This window comes from Belliella pelovolcani (genome assembly GCF_900156785.1).
In the GTDB taxonomy this organism is placed as follows: domain Bacteria; phylum Bacteroidota; class Bacteroidia; order Cytophagales; family Cyclobacteriaceae; genus Belliella; species Belliella pelovolcani.
In genome coordinates this window covers 187,435-210,068 of record NZ_FTOP01000006.1, presented here as the reverse complement: position 1 = coordinate 210,068, position 22,634 = coordinate 187,435, and the positions used below count along the sequence as shown (strand labels likewise).

Annotated in this window: 16 protein-coding genes; 13 read left to right on the top strand and 3 right to left on the bottom strand. The window is 35.6% G+C overall.

Annotation, left to right across the window (positions count from 1 at the left end; genetic code table 11):
• The first annotated feature begins 213 nt into the window (after nt 1-213).
• A complete protein-coding gene (locus tag BW935_RS09025) occupies nt 214-1,527 on the top strand; it encodes a RagB/SusD family nutrient uptake outer membrane protein (protein ID WP_076500757.1) in 1,314 nt (437 codons plus the stop codon).
• A gap of 43 nt (nt 1,528-1,570) precedes the next feature.
• Here the strand turns inward: BW935_RS09025 and BW935_RS09020 are convergent, their stop codons facing one another.
• Complete coding sequence (locus tag BW935_RS09020; RefSeq protein WP_076500755.1) at nt 1,571-1,864, bottom strand: DUF6520 family protein; 294 nt, start codon at nt 1,862-1,864, stop codon at nt 1,571-1,573.
• Between the two features lie 223 nt (nt 1,865-2,087).
• The gene (locus tag BW935_RS09015; RefSeq protein ID WP_076500753.1) at nt 2,088-2,501 is read right to left on the bottom strand and encodes a MauE/DoxX family redox-associated membrane protein; all 414 of its coding nucleotides are present in this window, start codon (nt 2,499-2,501) and stop codon (nt 2,088-2,090) included.
• 1,367 nt (nt 2,502-3,868) lie between these two features.
• Here BW935_RS09015 and BW935_RS09005 point away from each other — a divergent pair.
• The 8 genes from BW935_RS09005 (at nt 3,869) to BW935_RS08970 (ending at nt 18,479) form a co-directional block, all read left to right on the top strand.
• Entirely contained in the window at nt 3,869-4,465 is a 597-nt protein-coding gene (locus BW935_RS09005) for a Crp/Fnr family transcriptional regulator (RefSeq protein WP_139325524.1), read from the top strand.
• A gap of 326 nt (nt 4,466-4,791) precedes the next feature.
• Nucleotides 4,792-6,339, top strand: a complete 1,548-nt coding sequence (locus BW935_RS09000) for a terpene synthase family protein (RefSeq protein ID WP_076500747.1) — start codon at nt 4,792-4,794, stop codon at nt 6,337-6,339.
• A gap of 545 nt (nt 6,340-6,884) precedes the next feature.
• Nucleotides 6,885-7,034 carry a hypothetical protein gene (locus tag BW935_RS18355; protein ID WP_175606627.1) on the top strand — a complete coding sequence of 50 codons (150 nt, stop codon included), beginning with the start codon at nt 6,885-6,887 and terminating at the stop codon, nt 7,032-7,034.
• Nucleotides 7,035-7,609: 575 nt separating this feature from the next.
• Nucleotides 7,610-8,836, top strand: a complete 1,227-nt coding sequence (locus BW935_RS08990; protein WP_076500745.1) for a hypothetical protein — start codon at nt 7,610-7,612, stop codon at nt 8,834-8,836.
• A 98-nt stretch (nt 8,837-8,934) separates the two neighbouring features.
• Nucleotides 8,935-12,588: a hypothetical protein gene (locus tag BW935_RS08985; RefSeq protein ID WP_076500743.1), complete on the top strand. Its 3,654-nt coding sequence runs from the start codon at nt 8,935-8,937 to the stop codon at nt 12,586-12,588.
• Between the two features lie 3 nt (nt 12,589-12,591).
• Entirely contained in the window at nt 12,592-13,044 is a 453-nt protein-coding gene (locus BW935_RS08980) for a hypothetical protein (RefSeq protein WP_076500741.1), read from the top strand.
• A 3-nt stretch (nt 13,045-13,047) separates the two neighbouring features.
• Entirely contained in the window at nt 13,048-17,565 is a 4,518-nt protein-coding gene (locus tag BW935_RS18550; protein ID WP_076500739.1) for a DUF6443 domain-containing protein, read from the top strand.
• Nucleotides 17,566-17,567: 2 nt separating this feature from the next.
• On the top strand, nt 17,568-18,479 hold the full coding sequence (locus BW935_RS08970; protein ID WP_076500737.1) for an ankyrin repeat domain-containing protein: 912 nt from the start codon (nt 17,568-17,570) through the stop codon (nt 18,477-18,479).
• Nucleotides 18,480-18,508: 29 nt separating this feature from the next.
• On the opposite strand, the gene BW935_RS08965 is transcribed toward BW935_RS08970, so the two are convergent.
• On the bottom strand, nt 18,509-18,736 hold the full coding sequence (locus BW935_RS08965) for a hypothetical protein (protein ID WP_076500725.1): 228 nt from the start codon (nt 18,734-18,736) through the stop codon (nt 18,509-18,511).
• Between the two features lie 2,059 nt (nt 18,737-20,795).
• On the opposite strand from BW935_RS08965, the gene BW935_RS08955 reads away from it, so the two are divergent.
• The 4 genes from BW935_RS08955 to BW935_RS08940 all read left to right on the top strand — a co-directional run bounded on the left by BW935_RS08955 (nt 20,796) and on the right by BW935_RS08940 (nt 22,442).
• Entirely contained in the window at nt 20,796-21,542 is a 747-nt protein-coding gene (locus BW935_RS08955) for a hypothetical protein (RefSeq protein WP_076500720.1), read from the top strand.
• A 3-nt stretch (nt 21,543-21,545) separates the two neighbouring features.
• Nucleotides 21,546-21,950 (top strand): DUF5675 family protein, encoded by a 405-nt coding sequence (locus BW935_RS08950; RefSeq protein ID WP_139325523.1) that lies wholly within the window; start codon nt 21,546-21,548, stop codon nt 21,948-21,950.
• Nucleotides 21,943-22,131, top strand: a complete 189-nt coding sequence (locus BW935_RS08945; RefSeq protein WP_076500716.1) for a hypothetical protein — start codon at nt 21,943-21,945, stop codon at nt 22,129-22,131. Before BW935_RS08950 ends, BW935_RS08945 begins: the two co-directional genes overlap by 8 nt.
• Nucleotides 22,132-22,199: 68 nt before the next feature.
• Nucleotides 22,200-22,442, top strand: a complete 243-nt coding sequence (locus BW935_RS08940; protein ID WP_076500714.1) for a hypothetical protein — start codon at nt 22,200-22,202, stop codon at nt 22,440-22,442.
• Nucleotides 22,443-22,634: the final 192 nt, after the last annotated feature.

Sequence of the window (22,634 nt, the reverse complement as noted above, 5' to 3'; positions counted from 1 at the left end):
CGTGTTCATCTGTGGTAAAAAAATCCGTAGAATCCGCGAAATCCGCGCGAGACCCAATCTTCTAATCAACCTCCCGATCCCTCGGGGAACCCTAAAATTAACCCCTATGAGCTTTCAAGCACCGTCCCAACCTCCTTTAGATATAGATATTCTCATTATTTATGAAATAGACAAGACTACTGAAAATCAAAAAAAACTTAAAAACTTAATATTATGAAAAAAGCAATTTACTTATTGATGATTGCAGTAATGTTTACTGCATGTGACGACTTCCTCGATACTAAACCAAATAAGGATATTGTTACCCCTAATAACGTTCAAGCGCTTAGAGCCCTCCTTGATAATAGTGAAATGAATAGGTTACCTTCGATTGCTGTTCTTTGCTCCGATGAATTTTTAACCACAGATGCTGGGTTAGCCCAATATTCAAGTCAGTGGTTAAGAGAACTATATAAATGGAACAGTGAACCTTTCGCGCCAGAAGAATTTGTGGCGGATTGGGCAGCGCCATACCAAGCAATTTTCACCTGCAATGTAATCTTAGAAGAAGTAGAAAAAATTTCAGGAATAGGGATAGAGGACTATAATGACCTAAAAGGTTCAGCACTATTTCATAGAGCGTTGGCATACTTTGGCCTTTCGCAGATTTTCCTTCCGACTTACCAAGACATTACAAGTTTAAGTCAAAGAATTGTATTGAGAACCAATCCCAATGTAAATGAACCATTGAATTTTGTAAATGGGGACGAGATTTATCAGCAAATTTTCTATGATTTAAACCAAGCATTGGACCTACTACCCGAAATAAGTCAGTATCCAACAAGACCAACCAAAAATGCGGTTAATGCACTATTAGCAAGAATTTATTTATCAATGGAGGATTATGAAAGTGCTAGGGAATATGCAGTTAAAACTTTGGATGCACAACATGATTTACTTGATTATAACGAGATTCCAGTAAGGATTCTGCCATTCGATAACTTCAATTCAGAAGTGATATTCTATGCGGAACTCGTTTCATATACATTTACTGGAGTTGTTACCTCACAAGTTGAACCAACTCTTCTCAACTCTTATGAAAACAACGATTTAAGGAGAAGGCTTTTCTTCACCTTAAGACCAAATGGTTTTACAAATTTTACAGGGAACTATACTCAAATATTCACTCATTTTGGAGGTTTAGCCTTCAATGAAATTTATTTGATAGCTGCCGAAGCTGAGGCCAGAGTTGGTTCTGTGACAGAGGGACTGAATTATCTCAATCAACTAATGGTAAAAAGATATGAGATTGGCTGGGAACCTTTTCAAGTCAATAATAAGGAAGAACTACTTGATATAGTATTGGAAGAAAGAAGAAAAGAACTCGCTTTTAGAGGGACAAGATGGTCTGATTTGAGAAGATTAAACAAAGATTCACGGTATCAAAAATCCATAACAAGAGTCGTAAATGATGAACTATTCACACTTGAACCAAACTCAGAAAATTATATAATTCCAATTCCTTCAAGAGAATTGCTCTTCTTTTAAAAAAAAGAAAAGGTACGCAGGCTCTGCGTACCTTTTTATAAATCTAATCTACAGTTGGTAGATTTGGATTTAATAAGACAAACTCTCGCTCAATTGGACCAACAGGATTACCAGTTGTTCGATCAGGAGCTTCATATAGACAATGAATTGGTTCAATGGACTGATCACATCGATAATCAACGCCGAGGGTTGCATCCTCGTCAATGATATACCAAGTGATTTCATCTTCTGTTCCAAATACATCCATACTGCTTGTCTTTGGCTGAGTAAATGCAAAAGCAAATACTGCTGCCAAAACAAATGTTAATAATGGTATGCGTTTTTTTAAATTATTCATGACAATCTCCTTTTTTTAACAATCAAAAAAGACAGTAAAAACGTTTATAACCCAGATTATGTATTAGATTTCGTAATAGGAATTCTAATGCATATTTTGGGTTTTTGGTTGTTATACCTACTCTAATTAAGGGTTTTCGGTATCTCCCTTTTTGCTACCTGGGTATCGTGCTGATTCTACCTAGTACACCATCCCCATAGAATCGGATAGCTGTTTTTTCTTATTATTTTCTTTTTGTAATCATTATTCCTATCATGGCTAGGTTCAGTACAAAGAGATTAAGTATGAAATGTGCTTGCCAACCAAGCCGCTCTATAACTCCCGCACAGCCACAAGGAATTCGCTCAAATGAACCTACCCACACCAAACCTACATAGGTTGTAAATACACTCATCAAAGCAACCGATCCTACAAATCCCAATATTCTTGTTCGAATACCAATCAAAAGTAGGGCTAATGCCACTTCAATAATAGGAACCACTAAACTGACATATTCCCCAATTTCATTTGGGAAAGGTTGGTTTAAAATCGCCCCTCTAAAGCTAGCAAAGTCAATCAATTTGCTAATACCTGTATAGGTCCACATGACGATCAGAAGCCATAAAATGATAGATTCAATAATTTGTCTTAAATTCATTGGGATCTGACATTGTTTCTGTATAAAGCTAGAAAACAGATATTTACCCCACAAATCACACTGTCACATAAGGTGTCATATTTCCAAAAAATGTGACAAATTTGTCAAAAAATCGATTTATTACCCTGTACTATAACCCTCAAAATGATTAATTTTCAACCAGCTTCTCGAAATTTGCCCCGATTCCTTGGGGTTCGAAATCCAGATAATTGGGATTTTCAATTCCTCTAAAACTTCTACTTTGGTTCAAGTCTTCAAACCTGCCCGATGTATGCCTGTTTGAACCCTTCTTAATGCAGTTTTCAAAATTTCCCTCCGTGTTCCTTCGAGCCTCCGTGGCAATAACCCAAAAGTCCTCTGCGAGATCCATTCGCATCAATCCCAGCGCTTCAGCGCTCCAAATCAAAAAACGCCTCAAGCTAATTTGAACTTCGTCAATTAATTCTTTCCTCTCAAATCCAAAATAGTTTATTTAATTAGTTCAATTCGTGTAATTAGTGGTTTACTTTTCCCTTTCCCCTTTTCCTCCCTACACCTCCGTTGCGCTCGCCGCGTCATTTCGTTGCGCCCGTTGCGAGAAATCCTTCCCCCTTTTTTCTCCCGATCCCTCGGGACACCCCGACCCCTCGGGGAACCTACCCTACAACCTGGCCCGTCACTAAAATGATCCAATGGGATCATTTCTTAACGTTCCGTCCTCCTTTAACCTTTCTCCTCATTTCTCCCCTAAACAGTTAAGCAGCCCCGACTCCTCGGGGCAATTAAACATTCTTTCCCCTTCGTAATTCGATATTTTTCTGATGAACTTCGAATTCTGACCAACTCTCCATATATCGCCGAAGGCAAATATCTACTATATTTCGCAAAGCATATATCAATCTCTATCCCCTTTCTCTTTCCCTTCGTATTAATCCCAGCGCTTCAGCGCTCCAAATTAAAATACGCCTCAAGCTAATTTGAACTTCGTCATTTAATTCTTTCCTCTCAAATCCAAAATAGTTTATTTAATTAGTTCAATTCGTGTAATTAGTGGTCTACTTTTTCCCTTTCCCCTTTAACCTTTTCCCTTTCTCTTTCCCCTTTTACTTGGTTCATCGTACTTCGTACTTTGTACCCCTTTTCTCTTTCTCCTCTTTCCACCCTCATCCAGCTCACTTAACCTCTAAACAGTTAAGCAGTTAACTTTCACCTTCATCCTTAATCCCCAAATTAACTCAATCAACTTAATAAACTAATCCCCTTCCTCTTTCCTTCCATTTCCCCCAATCAATGTCCCAAAAATCTCCCATTTCAAAAATTCCTGCTTCAATTATTTGTGAATCCTATTTGAATCATTTTCCTTGATTATAAATCTAATGTCGAAGCATATGAACAGATACAAACGGATTCTTCAAGTAAAAAAATATGCGATGGAGAATAACCTCTTTTTCGAAGAACTATATCATGACATGCTTAAAAATGCACATCATCTGTCATTTCGAAAAAATAGTCTAATCAAATTGCACCAAGGAAAGGAATCCTTGTATTTCCTAAACCAAGGCATCGTTGTAGGATCCAAACACCACAATCTAAAAGGAGACTGGATCTATTGCTTGTATCCTCAACAGATTTTTGGGGATTATCAGGATATCGTAGGTGCAATGATGCCTAAACTAAACTGGTTTGCCTTATACGATGTGGAGCTAATTGCAATTTCTTGTCAAATTTTTAAAAATGCACTTGTAACATTTCCAGAATATTTCAATCGAATTAGTGCACACCTATTTCAGCTAGAGTTTGATAGATTAGAAACCATTGCGGAAATCAATCGAAGAAATCTTCCCGAAAAATTGAAATTTTTAGAACATCATAATCCTGATTTGATCATAAATGCCAAGTTCAAAGACTTAGCAAAATACATGGGGGTTTCTAGACAACATTTATATAGAGAATTACTGAATAAAAACTACATACCAAGTATGTAATACCGTAAAATCGACCGTTTATGTCTCATTTTTTGTCACTTTTAATAAATTTTTACTTATTTAATTGCTTCTTAATAATTTGATTTCATACTTTTAACTAAATCATTTACAAGAAATGATGCCTCCAAAAAACCATATTTTGGAGTGAATATAGTTCCGATTTATTTTAAATACGTGTTTTTGATTAGCATTATAAGTTTGTTTGATATAAATATTTTAAGCTATGAAATCGAGCTTCAATAGGGCCTCCTTAAGGCGTATCCTCAATTTTTGGGGGATGATTTTGCGAGATTTCATGTGATTATTAATAATTAAATTTTAAACACATGAAAATGACAATAGACCCAGTATTACTGAAATCTTTCTTGGAAGAAATCATGTCAGTGAAGTTTTCGGATGTGCTCAAATTGGTAGACTATCTAGAAGGTGAAAAGTATAACAAAGGAACAATACTTCGAAGTCCAGGTGAGGTTGAAAATCAAGCATTTTTAGTCTTAAAAGGTACACTTGCCATTTACTGTCCCCAAAATCGTCTAATTAGACCATTCTTCGCTAAGGAGGTTGCTTTCGATATGGATGCCTATTTTTCAAAATCCCCAAGTGAAACTTACCTCGTTGTAAAAGAAAATGCCAAATTGATTAAAGTGTCAAGAGATGCCGAAGCCACTATTTTAAGCAAGCTGAAACATTTCAAGACTTTTTCAAATGCATTAATTCTTTCCGCAAAAAATTCAAACCAGAAGTGGATGAGAATTTCTCAAATGCACTATTCAAAGGCAATCCCATTAATTAAAAAAGATTACAAACATTTCTTTAGAGTTTTTAATAACACTGAGACTGCATCTTTATTAAAAGTCAGTAGAAGAACACTTAGCAGGTATAGTACGCAGCAATTTTATAGCAGACGGTCATTTTCTGTTCGTGCGCTAGAAGAAGGAATATTTAACTATCCCTTTCCTTCAGAATGTCATCCTCAAGTTGATCACGTTCATTCTTTTGCATTGGAGTGGGCAATCAATCACAAATTGTTTTTCAATCGTAAGACAAGGCTCACTTTTGATATCATGAAAATGCCTGCACTTTCCTGTAGACTTTATCCAGAGGTTAATTTGAAAAAGGCGATATGGCTTGGTAAGTTCTTTGTTTTGTTATTCTTCATGGATGATTATACTGATAAGCTTGCAAAAGGGAAGAAGAGTAATTTCTGGAGACAAATGCTGTATGGTTTTAAGTCAATCGTGGAGGAAAATAAGACTCCTTCTCGTAATGGGAAAATCAATTTATTCTGGTGTTCTTTCCAGAATCTTTGGATTGATTTCATGAATATTGCTTCCGAAGAATTTCTGCAAATTTTTAAGGAATCCTTTTGCCAATATATCAAGGCCAATATTTGGGAAGCTGAAAATTTAGACCTGAGAAGAATCCCATCTATCAAAGAATATGTAGAAAATAGGCCATTATTCTCTGGGGGTAATTTGGCTTTAGACTTCTCCCTTTTTGCCATAGAAGACATCACACCAGATATATATCAGCATTGGGAAGATTTAAGAAATTATACTATTGCAGCTTCAAATTTGATATTCAAATCAAATGACCTCTTATCCTATCAAAAAGAAAAACTTATCAATGATCATCACAATTTGGTCTCACTTCTTCAGATATACAAAGAGCTACCAGAAGATGAAGCAATCAATGAAGTGATCAAAGAACATAAATCAGACCTCGAATTTTTCTTAGAAATGGATGATCAGTTAAGTGAGTCCTATTCTCTAAGCTCGCAAAATAAAATGCTTTTGATGAAAAGTATAAAATACCAAGTTTCAGGAGCGGTTTATTGGTCACTCTTTGACACCAAGCGATACATTGATTTTTAATTTAACACTATCATCAGGTAATTATTAAAATCATTAGACTATGAAAGAATATATAAAATCACCACTATTTATTCTAATCTGCTATTGACTGAAGCAATTGGAATTATAAACTCAAAATTTGAAAGTGGTTTAGCTAATAATTAAATCACCTATTAAGGCACTTATCGTCCTTCTTTTTTAATTGGCACGGAAAGACTTGCTACTGATCCTTCCTCAATTCAGTAGTATTAGCAATAGGACGATACAGTGGAACCCGTGAGGGTTCAGGCTGGCGTATTGACAACCAAACCGTACCCCGCGTCAGCCTCCTTTTCACTTACATTCACCGATCAATCCCACTAACCTCCCTCATCAGTCACCTAATAAACCTCCCGATCCCTCGGGGAACCCAATAACTCAATAACCCAATAACTAATAACTAATTAACCCAATCTTATAATCTTCCAATCTTCCAATAACTAACAACCATTCTCCCAACTTTAAAACCTTCGAACCTTCCAACTTTCCAACCACTAATCTCCAATCTTAAAATTTCTCTCCCCCTAATGCATCAATCCAACAGTCCTCCTCAAATATGGCAAAGTCATGCAGAAGAAACGATGCGTCATATACCCCCAAGACATCCAGCGGATGACCTCCAAGTCAGAGAGATATTCCCAAAATCTCCTGCAAAAAATACGCATATACTTCAATAAAGAATCCCATCAATTCGTCACCATCAAAGAGTTCTCCGAGTTCTCCGGCATCCCCCTAGAAGAAATCGACCCCTACATCGAACGAAATTAAATAAAAAATAAAATTCAATGTCTATACAATAACCTCCTTTTCAGACGTTTTTGTATTGAAATTAGCTGTAAATAATTTGAAAAAAACTTCAGTTTTAACCTGAAAAAGTTGAAAAAAACTTTTTTTCAGAAAAATTTTCAATTTTTTTTCATGGCAAAAACAGAATAAAATTTTTTAGCATTTTTCAAGCAAAAATGAAACGCTTGATTTCGTTTATATAATTCCTTTTTTAGTATTCAAAAATCGATCACTTCAATCATCTAAAATCCAGTTATTTACGAAAGTTTTTTCAATAAAAAAATACCTACTAGTGGGTATTTTTTTATTGGGAAAAAAAATTAAAATTTGATCGTTCTCTGATAGATCCAAATTTAATTATGTATTAAGTATTTTATTTAAAAAAATATTCTTAATTACACAAGTTTATTGAGGTTGGTTATTCTTTTGGTTTACAAATTTTCATAGACAATCAACATCTTTAAATATGATTAAATTTTATTTTTTACTTTCAAAGAAGAGGTTAATCTTATTGCATATAGCTTTAATATTGCTAACCTACTTTTCGGTTTCGGTTGAAACCTCAGCCCAATTTAATAAGCTTCAATCAATTGGGTCTAATAATACTCCAACGTCTGAAATTATAAATAAGCTTTCAAATCAAAGTGTTTTAACAGATGGGATGACTGAAATTAGAAAGCTAAAGTCTGACTACGAAAAAATCAACTCACAACTAAACAGCCTTTTAAAAGTAACATCTGACAGTTCTTACCAGCATTATGACCATGATAGTATTCGGAGTGTTTTCATAGAAAATTTGGATAGCCAACAAAAATTTATATTGGAGATTCAGACCAAAATTGATATTTCAGAAGGCAATTATATAGAAGTTCCAGATTATCAGTTTTTTGATCAAACAAAAGTCAAGCTTTCGGGTGATTTCACAAATGAAAGCTTAACGGAATTATTAAAAGAATCCCATTCAAATCTCTATTCTACTTTAAAGAATTCCATTTTGAACTTCTCTGAAGAATTTGAATTTGAAAATTTATTTAACAGTAGTATAAATGAAACTAATGGAGAAACACTTTTAGGTTTTTTTGAAAATTTAAAAGAACCTTACTTTAATTATTATGACCAACCATTATCTGAATCAAAAGAAGCTCCCTTGAGTAAAATTAATAGGAAAGTTGGATTTGAAAATATTGAATTTACAGAAGTTGTTACACAAGCAAAAGAAGGTTCAATGGCTACCCAAAAAGGTGAGAAAATAAAGGTTGGTTTAATGTATAATTTGAATGAAGGGATTTTCCTTTCATCATTAATTCAAGGATTTGTCGGTTATGAAGTTTCCAAAAGTCTTTTTGCACTAATAGGAGGAAGTTATAAAGCAGCTAATTCGAATGATTCCAAGTCATTTATGAAAGGATGTGGAATGTATGTTGGAGCTAGAAAATACTTCCTGTCTAATTGGTATGCTCAGGCTTTAATCGAAAGAAATTATGTGGAATTTAAACCAAATAATAATTTCATAACGAAAGATTTTCAAGGAGTAATTATTGACGCTTCTATAGGTTTAGGCAAAGAAATAATTATAGGAAAAATACTAAGCTCTACTTTTCAAGCTGAATTACACCCTTGGTTTGAGAAGACTAAAAATCTACATGCATCTTTTGTGAGTTTAAGTGTAGGTTTTACAATTAATGTAAATTAGAATAGAAAAAACATATCACTAACAATTAATTCAAGAAGAACTCAAATGGAAGCATTATTTACATTAAAAATATTTTTTACATTAAATAAATATGAACAATGAAGAAACTGCTCTTTTTATTACTTGTATTTAAATCATTCTTGGCTTTCCCTCAATTATCACATCCGCCATCACCTGAGGCTGCCAGAATTACGCAATTTGATTTACATCCAGCAAATATATACACGGGAACACAAGCTGTTAATATTCCACTATATTCCATGGATTTTGAAGGTGCACCTATAAGTTTAAATCTTTTATATCATGCTAGTGGAATAAGAGTCTCAGAAAATGCTGGAAATGTTGGCTTAGGATGGTCAATTTCACCAGTTGGATCAATCACTAGAATTGTAAAAGGATATGATGATTTAGCAAACTATTCCCAAACAAATAGAGCAATACAAGGATATTTACACGATACTCAAACAGTACCTCCTGGCTTTAATTATAATTGGTGGAATACATATTTGGCTAGTGGAAAACGTGACACTGAACCTGATATTTTTTCATATTCTTTCCTAAATAGCTCTGGGAAATTTATTTTCAACAAAAAGGTTAATAGTTCTAGTCCAGTAACAGTTACAAAACTTGAAAAAAATACTGATAAAATTGAATATAATGTTAGCGGTAACACTTTTACCATAACTGATGAAAACGGATTTAAGGCGATTTTTTCAGTAAAAGAATATTCGACTAGTGTGGGTGGGACATGCTTAGGGTTTTGGCAGAATTGTGATATGAATTTGATTGATTTTAATCAAACAATTCTTGATGGAGGAAGATTGGTTACAACTTGGTATTTATCAAAAATAGTGAGCCCATTAGGTAAAGAGTTGAATTTTAATTATGATATTAATCCTTCAAATGGGTTTAGCGACTATTTAAGCATTAGCCCATTCAATTGGAGTGAGTTTGATTCTTTTGAAGCATCCTATGGTTCTTATATTCCAAATAATAATTATGGTTATTCTCGTCAGATATTTGAAAATGTCTACATTTCTTCTATACAATCATCAGATTATGATCTAAATATAACCTTTAATTATGGTGATAGATTAGATATTGAAAAATTTGTAAGTCCCAATCAAAACTCCACATTTCAAGGGTGGTTGTCTAGAATTCAACAAGATCGGAATAATTATCTTGGAATAATCAAAAATCCGAAAAAGCTTCAAAACATTACAATCTCAAACTTATCAACTCCAATTACATTTAGCAAGCAAATACTTTTTAATCAGAGTTATTTTAATCCAAACGCAATAGATAAAATCAAGTTTTCAAGATTAAGACTTAATTCTGTTTTGATTGGTGATCAAAAATATGATTTTACCTATTTTGAAGGATTACCATCAAAGGAATCAAAGGGGATTGATTATTGGGGTTATTACAATGGAAGAGATAATAATACAGCGCTAAAACCAGTAACTCCCCTACTACCTAGTTTAAATATTGATTACCCTGGATATATAGATGATAATTATTATTACCAAACCCCTAATAGATCTGCAAATTTTGAATTTGGGAAAGCAGGATTATTGACTTCGGTAACATACCCTACAGGAGGAAAATCAACATTTGAATATGAAGCGCACCAGTATAAACTTGAAGGGTCTGAAATAGTGTATCCATCTAATTTTACTTTATATGGTAATGGAATTTTGCAGCCACAAACTAAAACTTTCTATTATAAAGGTTTTGGTATTTCAGGTTGTACAGGCTCTATCAACGTAAGACTTTCGGTAAGATGTAAGGACTATTTTTTAGGAGGGCCTTGTACAATAAATCAAGTTGATAGGACTAAAATCGCCGTTCAATTAATTGGGCCTAGTAATAATGTTATTCAAGAGTTGAATTATGATTGGCTGCATTTACAGGGAGTCAGTAACCATGATATGTTAATAAATTTCCCATCAGACCCAATTGGTACGAATAGCCTCCCTGCTGGGACATACACAATTAAAGTTTTTAATGTACAATCAAATGGTCAAACTTTATATTATGGGGATGCGAGAGTGGAGATGAGATCACAGTGCTCAGATATTCAGCCCATCAATGTAAATGTCGTTAAAAATCAAATTACTGGTGGGGCAAGAATTAAAACGATTAGACAATTTGATGAAAACAATACAAGAGTAATGCAGAAAAGTTATCAGTATTTAAATCGACCTGATATTTCATTTTCTTCTGGTAGATTAATGAATCCACTCTTTCATATGAGTAATTTTGTTACTAATGAAATTACCCTTCCAGATGGAACTAATACTGGATTAAATTATATTTTTCATCAAAGTAATTCTGGAAGTTCATTAGAAAATGGTAACGCAGCTCAAGGAAATCATATTGGCTATTCAGATGTAAGGGTCATTTATGAAAATGGAGTGGGAGGCAACAATGGTTATGAAGATTATAAATTTATAAATAAACCTAATGAATTGTACAACTTTACTTCAATTTCATTCCCTAGTGAATCCTTGGGCTCAGTTCGTGTTACTTCTTTTCAAGATGAAAATGGAAAAAATATTTTCACTAAAAGTTTTGAGTCAACAACTAATCATATTCATCAAGCAGTAGAAAATACTTATCAGCGAGATAGTACAAATCAAATAAATGCTGTTAAGCTAAGTTATCTAGGTGGACATAGGCCACTACAACTATATTACAAATTATTTATATCTTCTCATAATCTTGTTAGCAAAACAACCAATAAAGGTGGGCAAATAATAACTGAGTCTTTTGATTACAATGCATTTAATCAACTTTCAAAGCACACAATTACACATGATCTAAACAATAAATTTGAAACTTTATATAAATATACAAACGATTTGCCAACTACTACTGGTGTTTTAGGATTACGAAAACAGTTAAACATTGTCGGAGATCCAGTAGAATCTTATACTGTTCATAAAACAAAAATTATAAGTGGAAAAGGTAACTTATATAAAATAGTTACTATAAATGGGTCAAATGTGCCTTTATTAGATAAAAGTTATGTGTATAACCCAGACCTTACATTTTATAGTAGTAATGGGTTGTCTTACTTAGGTGGGTATTATCCAGTTAATGAAGTGATTGATTATAATTCTCAAGGTAAACCAATTCTAATACGAGAAAATGGAGTAACTAACAATACTATGATCTGGGGTAATAATGGAAGAGATCTCTTTGGAATAGTTGTCAATGCTTTACCTTCTCAAGTTAGTTTCACTTCTTTTGAATCCGATGATAAGGGTGGATGGACTTATAATGGTACCCCAATTTCAGGACTTATATCAAAAACTGGATCCAAATACTATAATTTGAATAATGGTTCAATCACAAAATCTTCTATCAACGCAAGCACTTCGAATCAATTCAAACTTACATTTTGGGCTAGAAGAGCCTCGGGGACTGGAACATGGTCGTTTATGGGTCAGACAGAGAATCTTTCAACTACTTGGCAGCTTGTACAGAGAACTATAACAACAAGTCAGTTGGAAATTTTAATGAATGGTTCCAATTCTCATATATATATTGATGAGTTAAGGTTGCATCCAGTAAATTCAATGATGACGACATATACCTATAAGCCTTTAGTAGGTGTAATCTCTATAACTGATCCAAGAAATTTGTCAATTTATTATGAGTACGATGCTGTAAATAGATTGATTAATATTAAAAATGAAAATAATGAAATATTAAAAGTATATGATTATAATTTTATTAATAAATAAATTATGGATAATATAAATAGAGTATTATGTTTGGTTTTTTTGTCCTCCTTTTTGATTTGCCAATCGAGCTATTCTCAAAGTTTTAGCGATGAAAAAAAGTTGTATGGAAGATGGATTTTGGATAAATCAAAAGTAATTAATCAAATAGGTGGTGAGTCAAGTTCTAAAATAAATAGAATGAACGAAAAACAATATTTGGATTTTGAAGAATCCTTAGAAAATAGAATCTTCCAATTCAAAGATGATAAAACCTTTTTAGCCTTTTGGGAATTTAAAAGCCGTCCATACAATGTAAACGGGAAATGGGAAATAACAAGTGATGGAAAGTTGCAGCTAAATGTATCAGGTAGCTCTAAGCTCTATGAAATAAAATTTACAGGCAATTCAATAATGTTGACTCCTATTAATTCTGAATCAGGGCTTTTGCAAAAATTATTTTTCAAAAAAATTGAATAGCTTATGAAAGGTTTTAAAATTTTAGTATTGATTTTATTTATTTTTAATTTCAATAAGTTATATCCTCAGAATATAACAAATATTCAACTTTCAGGACCATCAACCGTGAATTCTGGATCTGGAGCCACATACAATGTGACATTTTGGGATAATTTTCAACAAGTTATGCCCCCTTCCTTTGGTTTTCACTATTGGGATTACTCAGGAGGAATAGAAATGTTACAGAATATTTCGCAACTTCAATTATCATTTAATCAATCAGGCAATTTCTATGTAGCTTATGAATACTCCACCTTTGATAATTATTTTTTCGATTATTTACCAATCCAAGTTTTAGGAAATCCATGTGATGGAATCAATGCCTCAGCTAATAATGTTTCTAGAACTGGACCAGGAACTGTCACTTTAGTTGCTAATACTGCACCATCAGGATTTGGTTACAGATGGTTTGATTCTAATCAAATAACACAATTGTCTACAAATCAAAGCTATACTACTAATAGCCTTTCAGGAACAAAAACTTACTATTTAGCTTACATAAATAATACTACAGGATGCCTTACATCAAAAATCCCTGTTCAAGCTATTATCAATACTGCTTCAATTCCTCAAGAGAATTTTGTTAAAACTTATGTAGCTAAAATACCGACTTCAACCTTAAGCACAATTAAATCAGGGACATCGACTCAGTCATATAAAGATATCACGTACTTTGACGGTCTCGGTAAGCCCAAGCAGGAAGTGAAAATGCAAGGTGCAATTAATGGAAGAGATTTAATTAAACCAATTGTATATGATCTATATGGCCGTCAATCAAAAAATTATCTTGTCTATGCAGAATCAGATGGTTTTACAGACGGTAGATTTAGAACATCTAGCGTGGCAAGGCAGGGAGCATATTATCAAAGTAAATTTTCTGATACTTTTGCATATTCTGAACTTCAATTTGAACCCTCTCCATTAAATCGTATAAATAAACAGGCGGCTCCTGGAAATGATTGGAAAATTAGTTCTCAAAAAGAAATTAAATTTAGTAGAAGAACAAACACTTCAACGGATGCTGTTAGAGTATTAACCGTTAATGTAAGTGGTCTTCCTGAAAGCATTACAACTTATGCTGATAATATGTTATGGGTAGAAATTGTTGATGATGAAGATAATAAAAGAACTATAACTTACATTGATAAGTTGGATAGAATAATATTAAAGAAAACAGGAAATACAAATACTGCAATTCAAACTGGACATGTTGGTTGGTTGTGTACTTACTATGTGTATGATGACTATGGAGATTTAAGGATTGTTATACCGCCAAGGGCAGTGGAGATTTTAGAGACTAAATTTTGGGACACTCCTAGTACAACAAATATCACTTTAGCTAATGCCCAATATTATAGATACACTTACGATGGTAAAAAAAGGATGGTGGAGAAGAAAATACCTGGTAAAGATGTAGAATTTATGATTTATGATAGCCAAAATAGACTTGTTGCAACACAAGATGGAATGCTTAGAACAACATCTGGATGGCTATACAATAAATACGATGCATTAGGACGTGTAATTGTAACAGGAATTACCAATCAGACTGGAGGAAGGGCTTCGGTTCAAGCTTTGATTACAGGGAACAACAATTCTATTCTTTCAACTGCAACAATACCAACCACAACAGGAGGGTGGCCAACTAATTTAGGAGAAATCCTTTCAGCAAATTATTATGATAATTATGCAGGACTTTCCACTTTTAACTACCTAAAGCCTTCTGGAATTTATTCAGGTTTTCATGATCATGATACAAATGTTCAAGGCTTGTTGACAGCTAGAAAAGTTAAGAATTGTGCATCCAACGGCTTGTTAACAACAATATATTTTTATGACACTAAGGGCAGGCAAATTCAAACTGTTTCCCAACACTTTCTAAACAATGCTATTGTATCGATTAGAAATTCAACCAAGTATAATTTTGAAAACTCCCCAATTCAAACTTTATCACAGTATAATGGAAATGTTTACAATGTTTTAAGAACTTATGTTTACAATCCAAATGGCTCTCTTGCGCAAGTGAAACATAAAATTAACTCAGAAGCAGAGCAAATAATAGTACAAAATACTTATAGTGAAGTAGGAGAATTGATTAATAAATCGAATCCTGCGGCAGGTCTAGGGTATGTTTATAATATTAGAGGTTGGCTGACTGAAATCAATAGTTTAGATTCTAGAATTTTCAATCAAAAACTTTATTATCAAAGCAATGCAGGGGTCAACCGCTTCAATGGAAATGTTTCTAGAATTGACTGGAAAGGTGAAGATAATAATTGGCGTAGATATTATTATTTTTATGATAATTCGAATAGAATTACAAACGCCAATTATGATAGGATCGGAACCACAACAGAAAATAATAGATTTTCAGTAAATAATATTACATATGAAGCAAATGGAAATATTCTTACATTGAATAGAAATGGTCAAAGAACCACAAGTACTTATGGAGCCATTGATAATTTGACTTATACTTATGATTCTACTTCTGATTTTTCGAGATATTCTAATAGATTGCTTAAAGTTTCTGATGGAGTTGCTTCCACAAATTATACCTCAAAGGATTTTAAACCTGTAACCTCTGGTTCAAATTATGGGTATGATTTAAATGGCAATCAAACCTCAAATTCAGATAAGGGAATTTCGAATATTGTTTATAATCACCTTAATCTTCCTACCGAAATAATATTCACTGGATCTAATAGGAAAATACAATATGACTATAATGCAGATGGAACGAAAGTAAGACAGCGTGTTTACACAGGATCTACAAGCCCAAGTTCTACTACGAATTATTTGGGAGAGTTTGTATTCAATGGAACAGTAATAGATTATATCTTGCATGAAGAAGGAAGAGTGGTTTATGAATCCAATGTACCAATTTATGAATACAACATCAAAGATCATCTTGGAAATGTAAGACAAGTGCTCCGAGTTCCCTCAACACAAGGTTTAATGGCAACAATGGAAGATTCCAATGCTGTTGAAGAAGAAATGAACTTCACGATGCTAAGTGAAAGTAGACAGAGCGGTATAGAGCATAACGTGACAAATGGTGGAAACAAAGTAGCATGGCTCAATTCAAGTAGAGGTAGGACACTTGGTCCTTCTAGTACGATACAATTGTCAGCAGGTGATAGTGTAATATTAAAAGTCTTTGCGAAATATGAAGAACAAGAATCTGTAAAGATGAACAAAGGTTCCTTTGTAGCTTCTGGAGCTAAAGATAGGTTGATGAATGATCTATTGGAGTTTAGTAATGTGACTTCTAGAGCCGGAGGGGTCAATGCCATCACAGTCCTCAATATAATAGATATCATGGCCAAAGACCTCCAAAAGAAAGATGCCCCAGAAGCATATATGGGCTATGCCCTTTACGATGCGGATAGCAACCTTTATGAATTTGGTAAGCATATTTTGAGCAAAAATGCTGCGAATAAGCATGAACTTTTGGAAAATAACCTCTATATTCCCCAAGACGGATTTATGGAAACGTTCTTAGTGAATGAAACAGACGAAAACGTATGGTTTGATGACTTTAGCATTATGAGTACTGGCTCTCCAGTGATTCAGGAAACCCACTACGACCCTTGGGGTTTAGAACTTACTGGACTTGGTTTCCAAGCAAGTGGTATGAAGGTGAATAAGTATCTCTACAACGGCAAGGAACTGATCGAGGACAACGGGCTTCAGTATTATGATTACGGGGCCAGGATGTATGATCCTGCTATAGGGAGATGGGGTGTTGTTGACCCTAAAGCAGCCGAAATGCCGGAGTGGTCGCCATACTCTTTTAGCTTCAATAATCCAATCTTTTTTATAGATCCCGATGGGATGAAACCAACAACATCACAAGCTGCTTCAATGGCTTGGCATATTTATGATGGAAAAAAGGGGCAGGTTGTTGATGGATGGACGCTTTCGAATATTTATACGGATAAAAATAATCCAGGGTATAAATCAGGTCTTTATACAAGAGATGTTGATGGTGTAATGGAATATACTATGGTCAATATGGGTACCATACCAGGGACAGGAAAAAAGAACAGAGACTCAATGTCAGAAAATTTAGAACAACCGTTTGGAGGGTCTGAGCATATGAAGTTGTCTCTTGATAAGGCCCGAGAACTTAATAATATGCTTGGTCCAGACGCAGATTTAACTTTTGTGGGACACTCAAAGGGAGGGGCTGAAGCTGCGGCAAATGCGGTAGCAACAAACAGGGACGCTTATGTATTCAATCCCGCAGCTGTGAATCTAAAAGCATATGGATTGAGTTCTAAAGATTACACAGCAAGTATGACGGCTTTTGTGGTTAAAGGGGATCCTGTAGCTGCGACATATCCATTTCTTTTAGCGAAACCAATTGATAAATCGATAATGTTGCCTAGGCAGTCTTGGACTAACCCGATAGAGAATCACAATAATTTTGGAGAGGCGTTAAGGCAATATCTTAAAAACAACACTATACAGGATTAGAGATGAAAAAAGTAATTGTTTTATCAATGGCAGTACTCATTTTGTCTTTAGTTTCTTGTACGGATAAAAAAGATGAAAAATTGACGGTAAAAGACATCGAAATATTTAAAGACACTCCTGCGTGGGATTTTGCCAAAGCCTTGGAAAAATCTAATCTAAAGAAAGCAAAGGAAATACTGTCAGACAATGGGGATTTGGTAAACTACCAAGACCCTGAATTTGGCACAACCCTGTTGATGCGAGCTATCTCAACAGAAAACTATCAAACAGTTGAATTTCTGTTGCAAAACGGAGCCAATCCAAATATTGTTGCAGAAATTGGTACAACAGCTTTGTTCCGTTCTGTTTCTCATTCTTGGAAAGATGTTACAGCCAATACAGACCCAAGGTTTGTAAAGATAATGCTTGAATATGGAGCTGATCCTAACATCAATTATTGTTCACCGAAAATAGAAGGACAAGCAGATCCGATAGAATGTGGCACAAGCCCTTTGATGCACGCCACACAAAGAGGGTTTGAGAAAGTAAAATTATTGGTGGAAGCAGGAGCTGAAATTAATTATAAAACTGAACTGGGGAAGACAGCAGCAATAAAAGCATTATTGAACGAGAAAGTAGATGTAGCCCATTATCTGATAGTAGAAAAAAAAGCAAAGGTCAGCGAACCATATTTTTCATATAATCTTTTTGATGAAAGTAAAATCGACTACGAAAAACCTCATTACCCAATTGATTTATTGGAGAATTGGCTTTTTGAGTTGGGTTCTGAGAAGCATAAATTAAAAATGGAAATAGTAGAAGAGTTCAAAAGACAAGGGCAGGATTATTGGTCAATGGAAAAGCATCCAAAAACAGTAGAAAGAATAAAGAAAACCCGTCCTGAGAACTGGGAAGAATATTTACAAAAATATTAACTTAAAAGCCCCAGCAATCGGGCTTTTTTTTACCCATAAAACTCAATAAGTTCTTTTCTTTTGGCAGCTAATGCGTTTTCAATGGTCGCTTCAACAGATTGATTAAATTGCTGTATTTGCTGATTGTTGCCATTGATTACACCAAAAGTCATTTCCATTTGTCCTCTTGCAGTGCTTAACGCTGCATTTTTATCCAAAGTAGCAAGCTCAACATCCACAGTTATAGAGTTACCATAATCCGGTTGAAATACACGCATATTAGATGAACCTCCGCTATTCGGAATTTGCCCCGATTCCTCGGGGTTCGAAATCCAGATAAATGGAATTTGTAATTCCAATCATCGCTTCTGGTTCAAGTCTCTTGACCTGTCCGATGCAGGCGGGCTTGGCCCTAAACCATTTCGGTTCTCTAACCGCTCTCTAATCCAAAATCTTGCAACCTATAATCCAAAATACAATCCCTCTGCGTCCCTCTGTGCCCTCCGCGGCAAAAACTAAAAGACCCTTCTAGTTCAAGTCTCATGACTTGGACCTAAACTATCGCAGTTTTCAAACTGCCATTTATAAGTCTTCAGACTTCAAAGAACAAATGCCATCGGCATGACCGACCTCTTAACCCAGCATTTCAATGCTTGGTAAAAAACATGACACCCCCATAACAGTGCTGTAGGTACAGACTAAAGTACTGCCAACTTTCCAATCTTTCAATATTCCAATCTTCTAATCAACCAATGACTAAAACAGTGTCCATCAGTGTTCATCTGTGGTAATAATCCATCAACAGAATCCACACGAGCTCCCATTCTTTTAATCCCCAATCCACTAAAAAAATAAATTCCCCGTAATCCGCGTAATCTGTGCGAGCCCCCAATATTCCAATCAAAAATTCAAAATACAATCCCTCCGTGCTCATCCAATCCTCCGTGGCCAACACCCGCTTCCCCCTACTTTTCTATCTCAATCCGATTTGTCCAAAACCAAACTTTCAGCCTTCTTATCTCCCTACTTTGTTCATCGTACTTTGTACCTTGTACACACTAAATTACCCTGATTTTTCAATATAAAAAAAGTACAAATAAATCTAAAATAATCATATTTTATTCAAAAATTACCCCATTTTCCCCCGTCTCTCTTCCGACCGTGTTCCGACCGTGTCCCGTATGCCTCCCGACCATTCGCCGACTTTTGGCGAAAAACCAAGAAATCATATAATTATTCTAAGAATATGAACATTTGATTTTCAAGCCCATTTTCAGTACAATTTTTTAATCCACTATTTTCACATATTATTTATTATGTTTATCCGCTTTCGTACCTCCTAGATTCCTCAGCGATACTTTGTGTAACACCTAAAACCTACTGTCTCAGAAAAGTAATCAATTCAGCCAAACCCCATAAAACTACAATACCCCTAAATCTGAATTCTACCATCTAAAATTCATTTGGTATTCGGAATTTGCCCCGATTCCTCGGGATCCGAAACCAGATAAAAGGAATTTGCAATTCCGATCATTAAATAATCCTTTATCCCCCTCAAATCACCCGCCCCTTATCGTCCCGATCTCGATTCCTTTCCCCCATATCTACATCCCCCGGGACTCACGGTCATTCGTGCGCACATCTCAACCCCGCACTGCGGCGCATATCAAACATTCTGACTATTTCTAAATTCAAGCGCCTTGTACAGGGCTATTTAAAGTTAAGCCCACTACGGGGCTTTGAATTGTGACTATCTGCGTTTTAATGTGGGCGGGACGACGGAGATCCGGGCCAGCGGTGGCCTTGTGGGTGGATAGGATATCTCCGTCTTGACTTTTTTGTTACTTTTTGTGTCAAGACAAAAAGTAAGAGGAATTAACATCTCCATAAAAACCACCCCTCTCACTAAAATAAACCTCCAACCATATTGTGACTATTTTTTAATCCTCTAGATACATTCGCACCAATCCCAGCCCTTCAGCGCTCCAAATTCAAAACTTCTCAAACTCCCTTATCCATTTTCAAAACCTCCTTCACATCTCAAACTCCTAATACTCCCCTTCGTGAAATTCGCAAAATTCCTGCCTGGCGGCAGACAGGCGTGGTTCCCTTTTTCCTTCCCCCTTACTTGGTTCAACTTGTCCGCCGCGGCGGATTGTACTTTGTACTTCGTACCCTTCATCCTTAATCCTTTCGACCCCTTTCCCCTTTAACCTTTTGCCTTTCTCCTCTTTATTCCCGCAGCTTCCGCAATATCCGCAGGATCCGCACATTCATTTCTTAACCCCCTTTATACCAGCCATATTTGACCATGTTTCACTTAAAACCAATTCAAAAATGGCAAAACAAACCAGTATAATAACCCTCAGCGGTAACATCGGTAAATTGAATTTCTTCAAAAACCGCGATGGCTATCAGGCCAGAGAAAAAGGTGGGGTCAGCAAATCCAGAATCATGACTGACCCAAGGTATGCACGTACACGTGAGAACATCGCCGAATTCACAATCAATGCAGCAGCAGTCAAGCTCCTCAAGGACACCATCAGACCTGCTTTGATCAAAATTTCTGATCCAAGACTGCATCAGCGATTAGTCAGAAGAATGCTTGAAATCCTGAGAACAGACCCTGTCAATAATAGGGGAGAGCGCCAGGTGGCCGAAGGCGATTGGCTTTTGATGCAAGGTCTCGAAATGAACGTCAGAGCCAATATGGCTACTGTACTCAAACCAGAGATCACCTATTCCAATACAGCATCAGACTGGCAAGCATCAATCCCAGCTTTCCAACCTGCTGATTTTGTCTCGATTCCTGAGGGAGCCACACACTTCAGAATCTTTGCTGTTGGAGCTTCTGTAGATTTCTCCACCTTGGAAAGAAACTTCCTAATGGAAGCATCAGCTGAGCTACCAATAGGAGATGTCACTTCAGTGATCAACCTCACTGTACCCAAAGCTACTTTGGTCAATCCACACAAGGTCTTCTTGCTTGGGATTGAGTTCTTGCAATTAGTCAATGGTCAGCAATATGCTTTGAGTAATGGAACACACAATGCTGCTTCCATCATCACAGCTGAAAAAGCCTAAGCCATGATTCTGCAACTCTTTAGAAAATACAGGCCTGAGAAAACAGTTGGCTTCCTAATGGCAGAAGGTAAGTTAATTACCAAAACCATCGAGCAAACTCGGATTTTTCCAACCCCCTGTATCAAAGAAGGCAAGTACGAAGTTCTCCTCAAGTACAATGAGAGAAGAGGTTGGTATCTTCAGATAGATAACGAACCTCCGGACAAGTACACCATTGCTCCATTAGACAAAGGAAAGTATGTACCACTCTTGGGAATAGCACCTGTCCTACATTGGGATAGAGATGTCAAGTTCTCTAAGTTGGCCACTTTCAAAGTATTGGAAGCTTTGGAGAAAGTATTTGCATCAGGAGATAGAGTATGGCTTGAAATTACCGAAGGAGACCAAGATTTCTTGGAAGATGATTAGTTTAATAATAATAGGAGTCGGAGGGGTGATGTCACTCCTCCTCTCCATCATCGCCTATTTCCTCAAGCTATTGGTTCAGGATATTCGTGATCTCAAAAAAGATTACAGTTCCCTGAGAGAACTCTGCATCTGGCTCAAAGCCAAACAGATCAGTTTAGAAAGCAAGATTTCCAAGACTTAAACCCGCCTATCATTAAGTAGGCCCCAAGTCTTATGTCTTATGTCTCATATCTCATATCTAAATTTAACATGGAAGTAAACAAACTGCTCACAGAGCTCAAGACTAGGTGGAAAAAACCAACACCACCTTTCTTTCAGAAGCTAGGCCAGATAGGATTAATCTTGGCTGGAGTAGGAGGAGCCATCCTCACCGCACCAGTCACAATCCCAGCAGGCTTAACTACTGCCGCAGGCTACTTACTCACCGCTGGAGTCATCATCACCAGCATCAGTCAAGTAACCATTGATAGCCCTCTTGAAAAAGATGAATAACTTATAAAACCAATCAAGGGAACCCGACTCGGATTCCCTTGATTTTTATTGTTTGGATCTCTCATTCCACCCCCCTCCCCAGACGGTTCAATAACCCTTCGTTAAAATTCAAGACCCTCCCCAAACCGTCAGACGGTTCAACAATCCCCCATAAATTTTTCAAGATCATACATAAACCGTCAGACGGTTTCA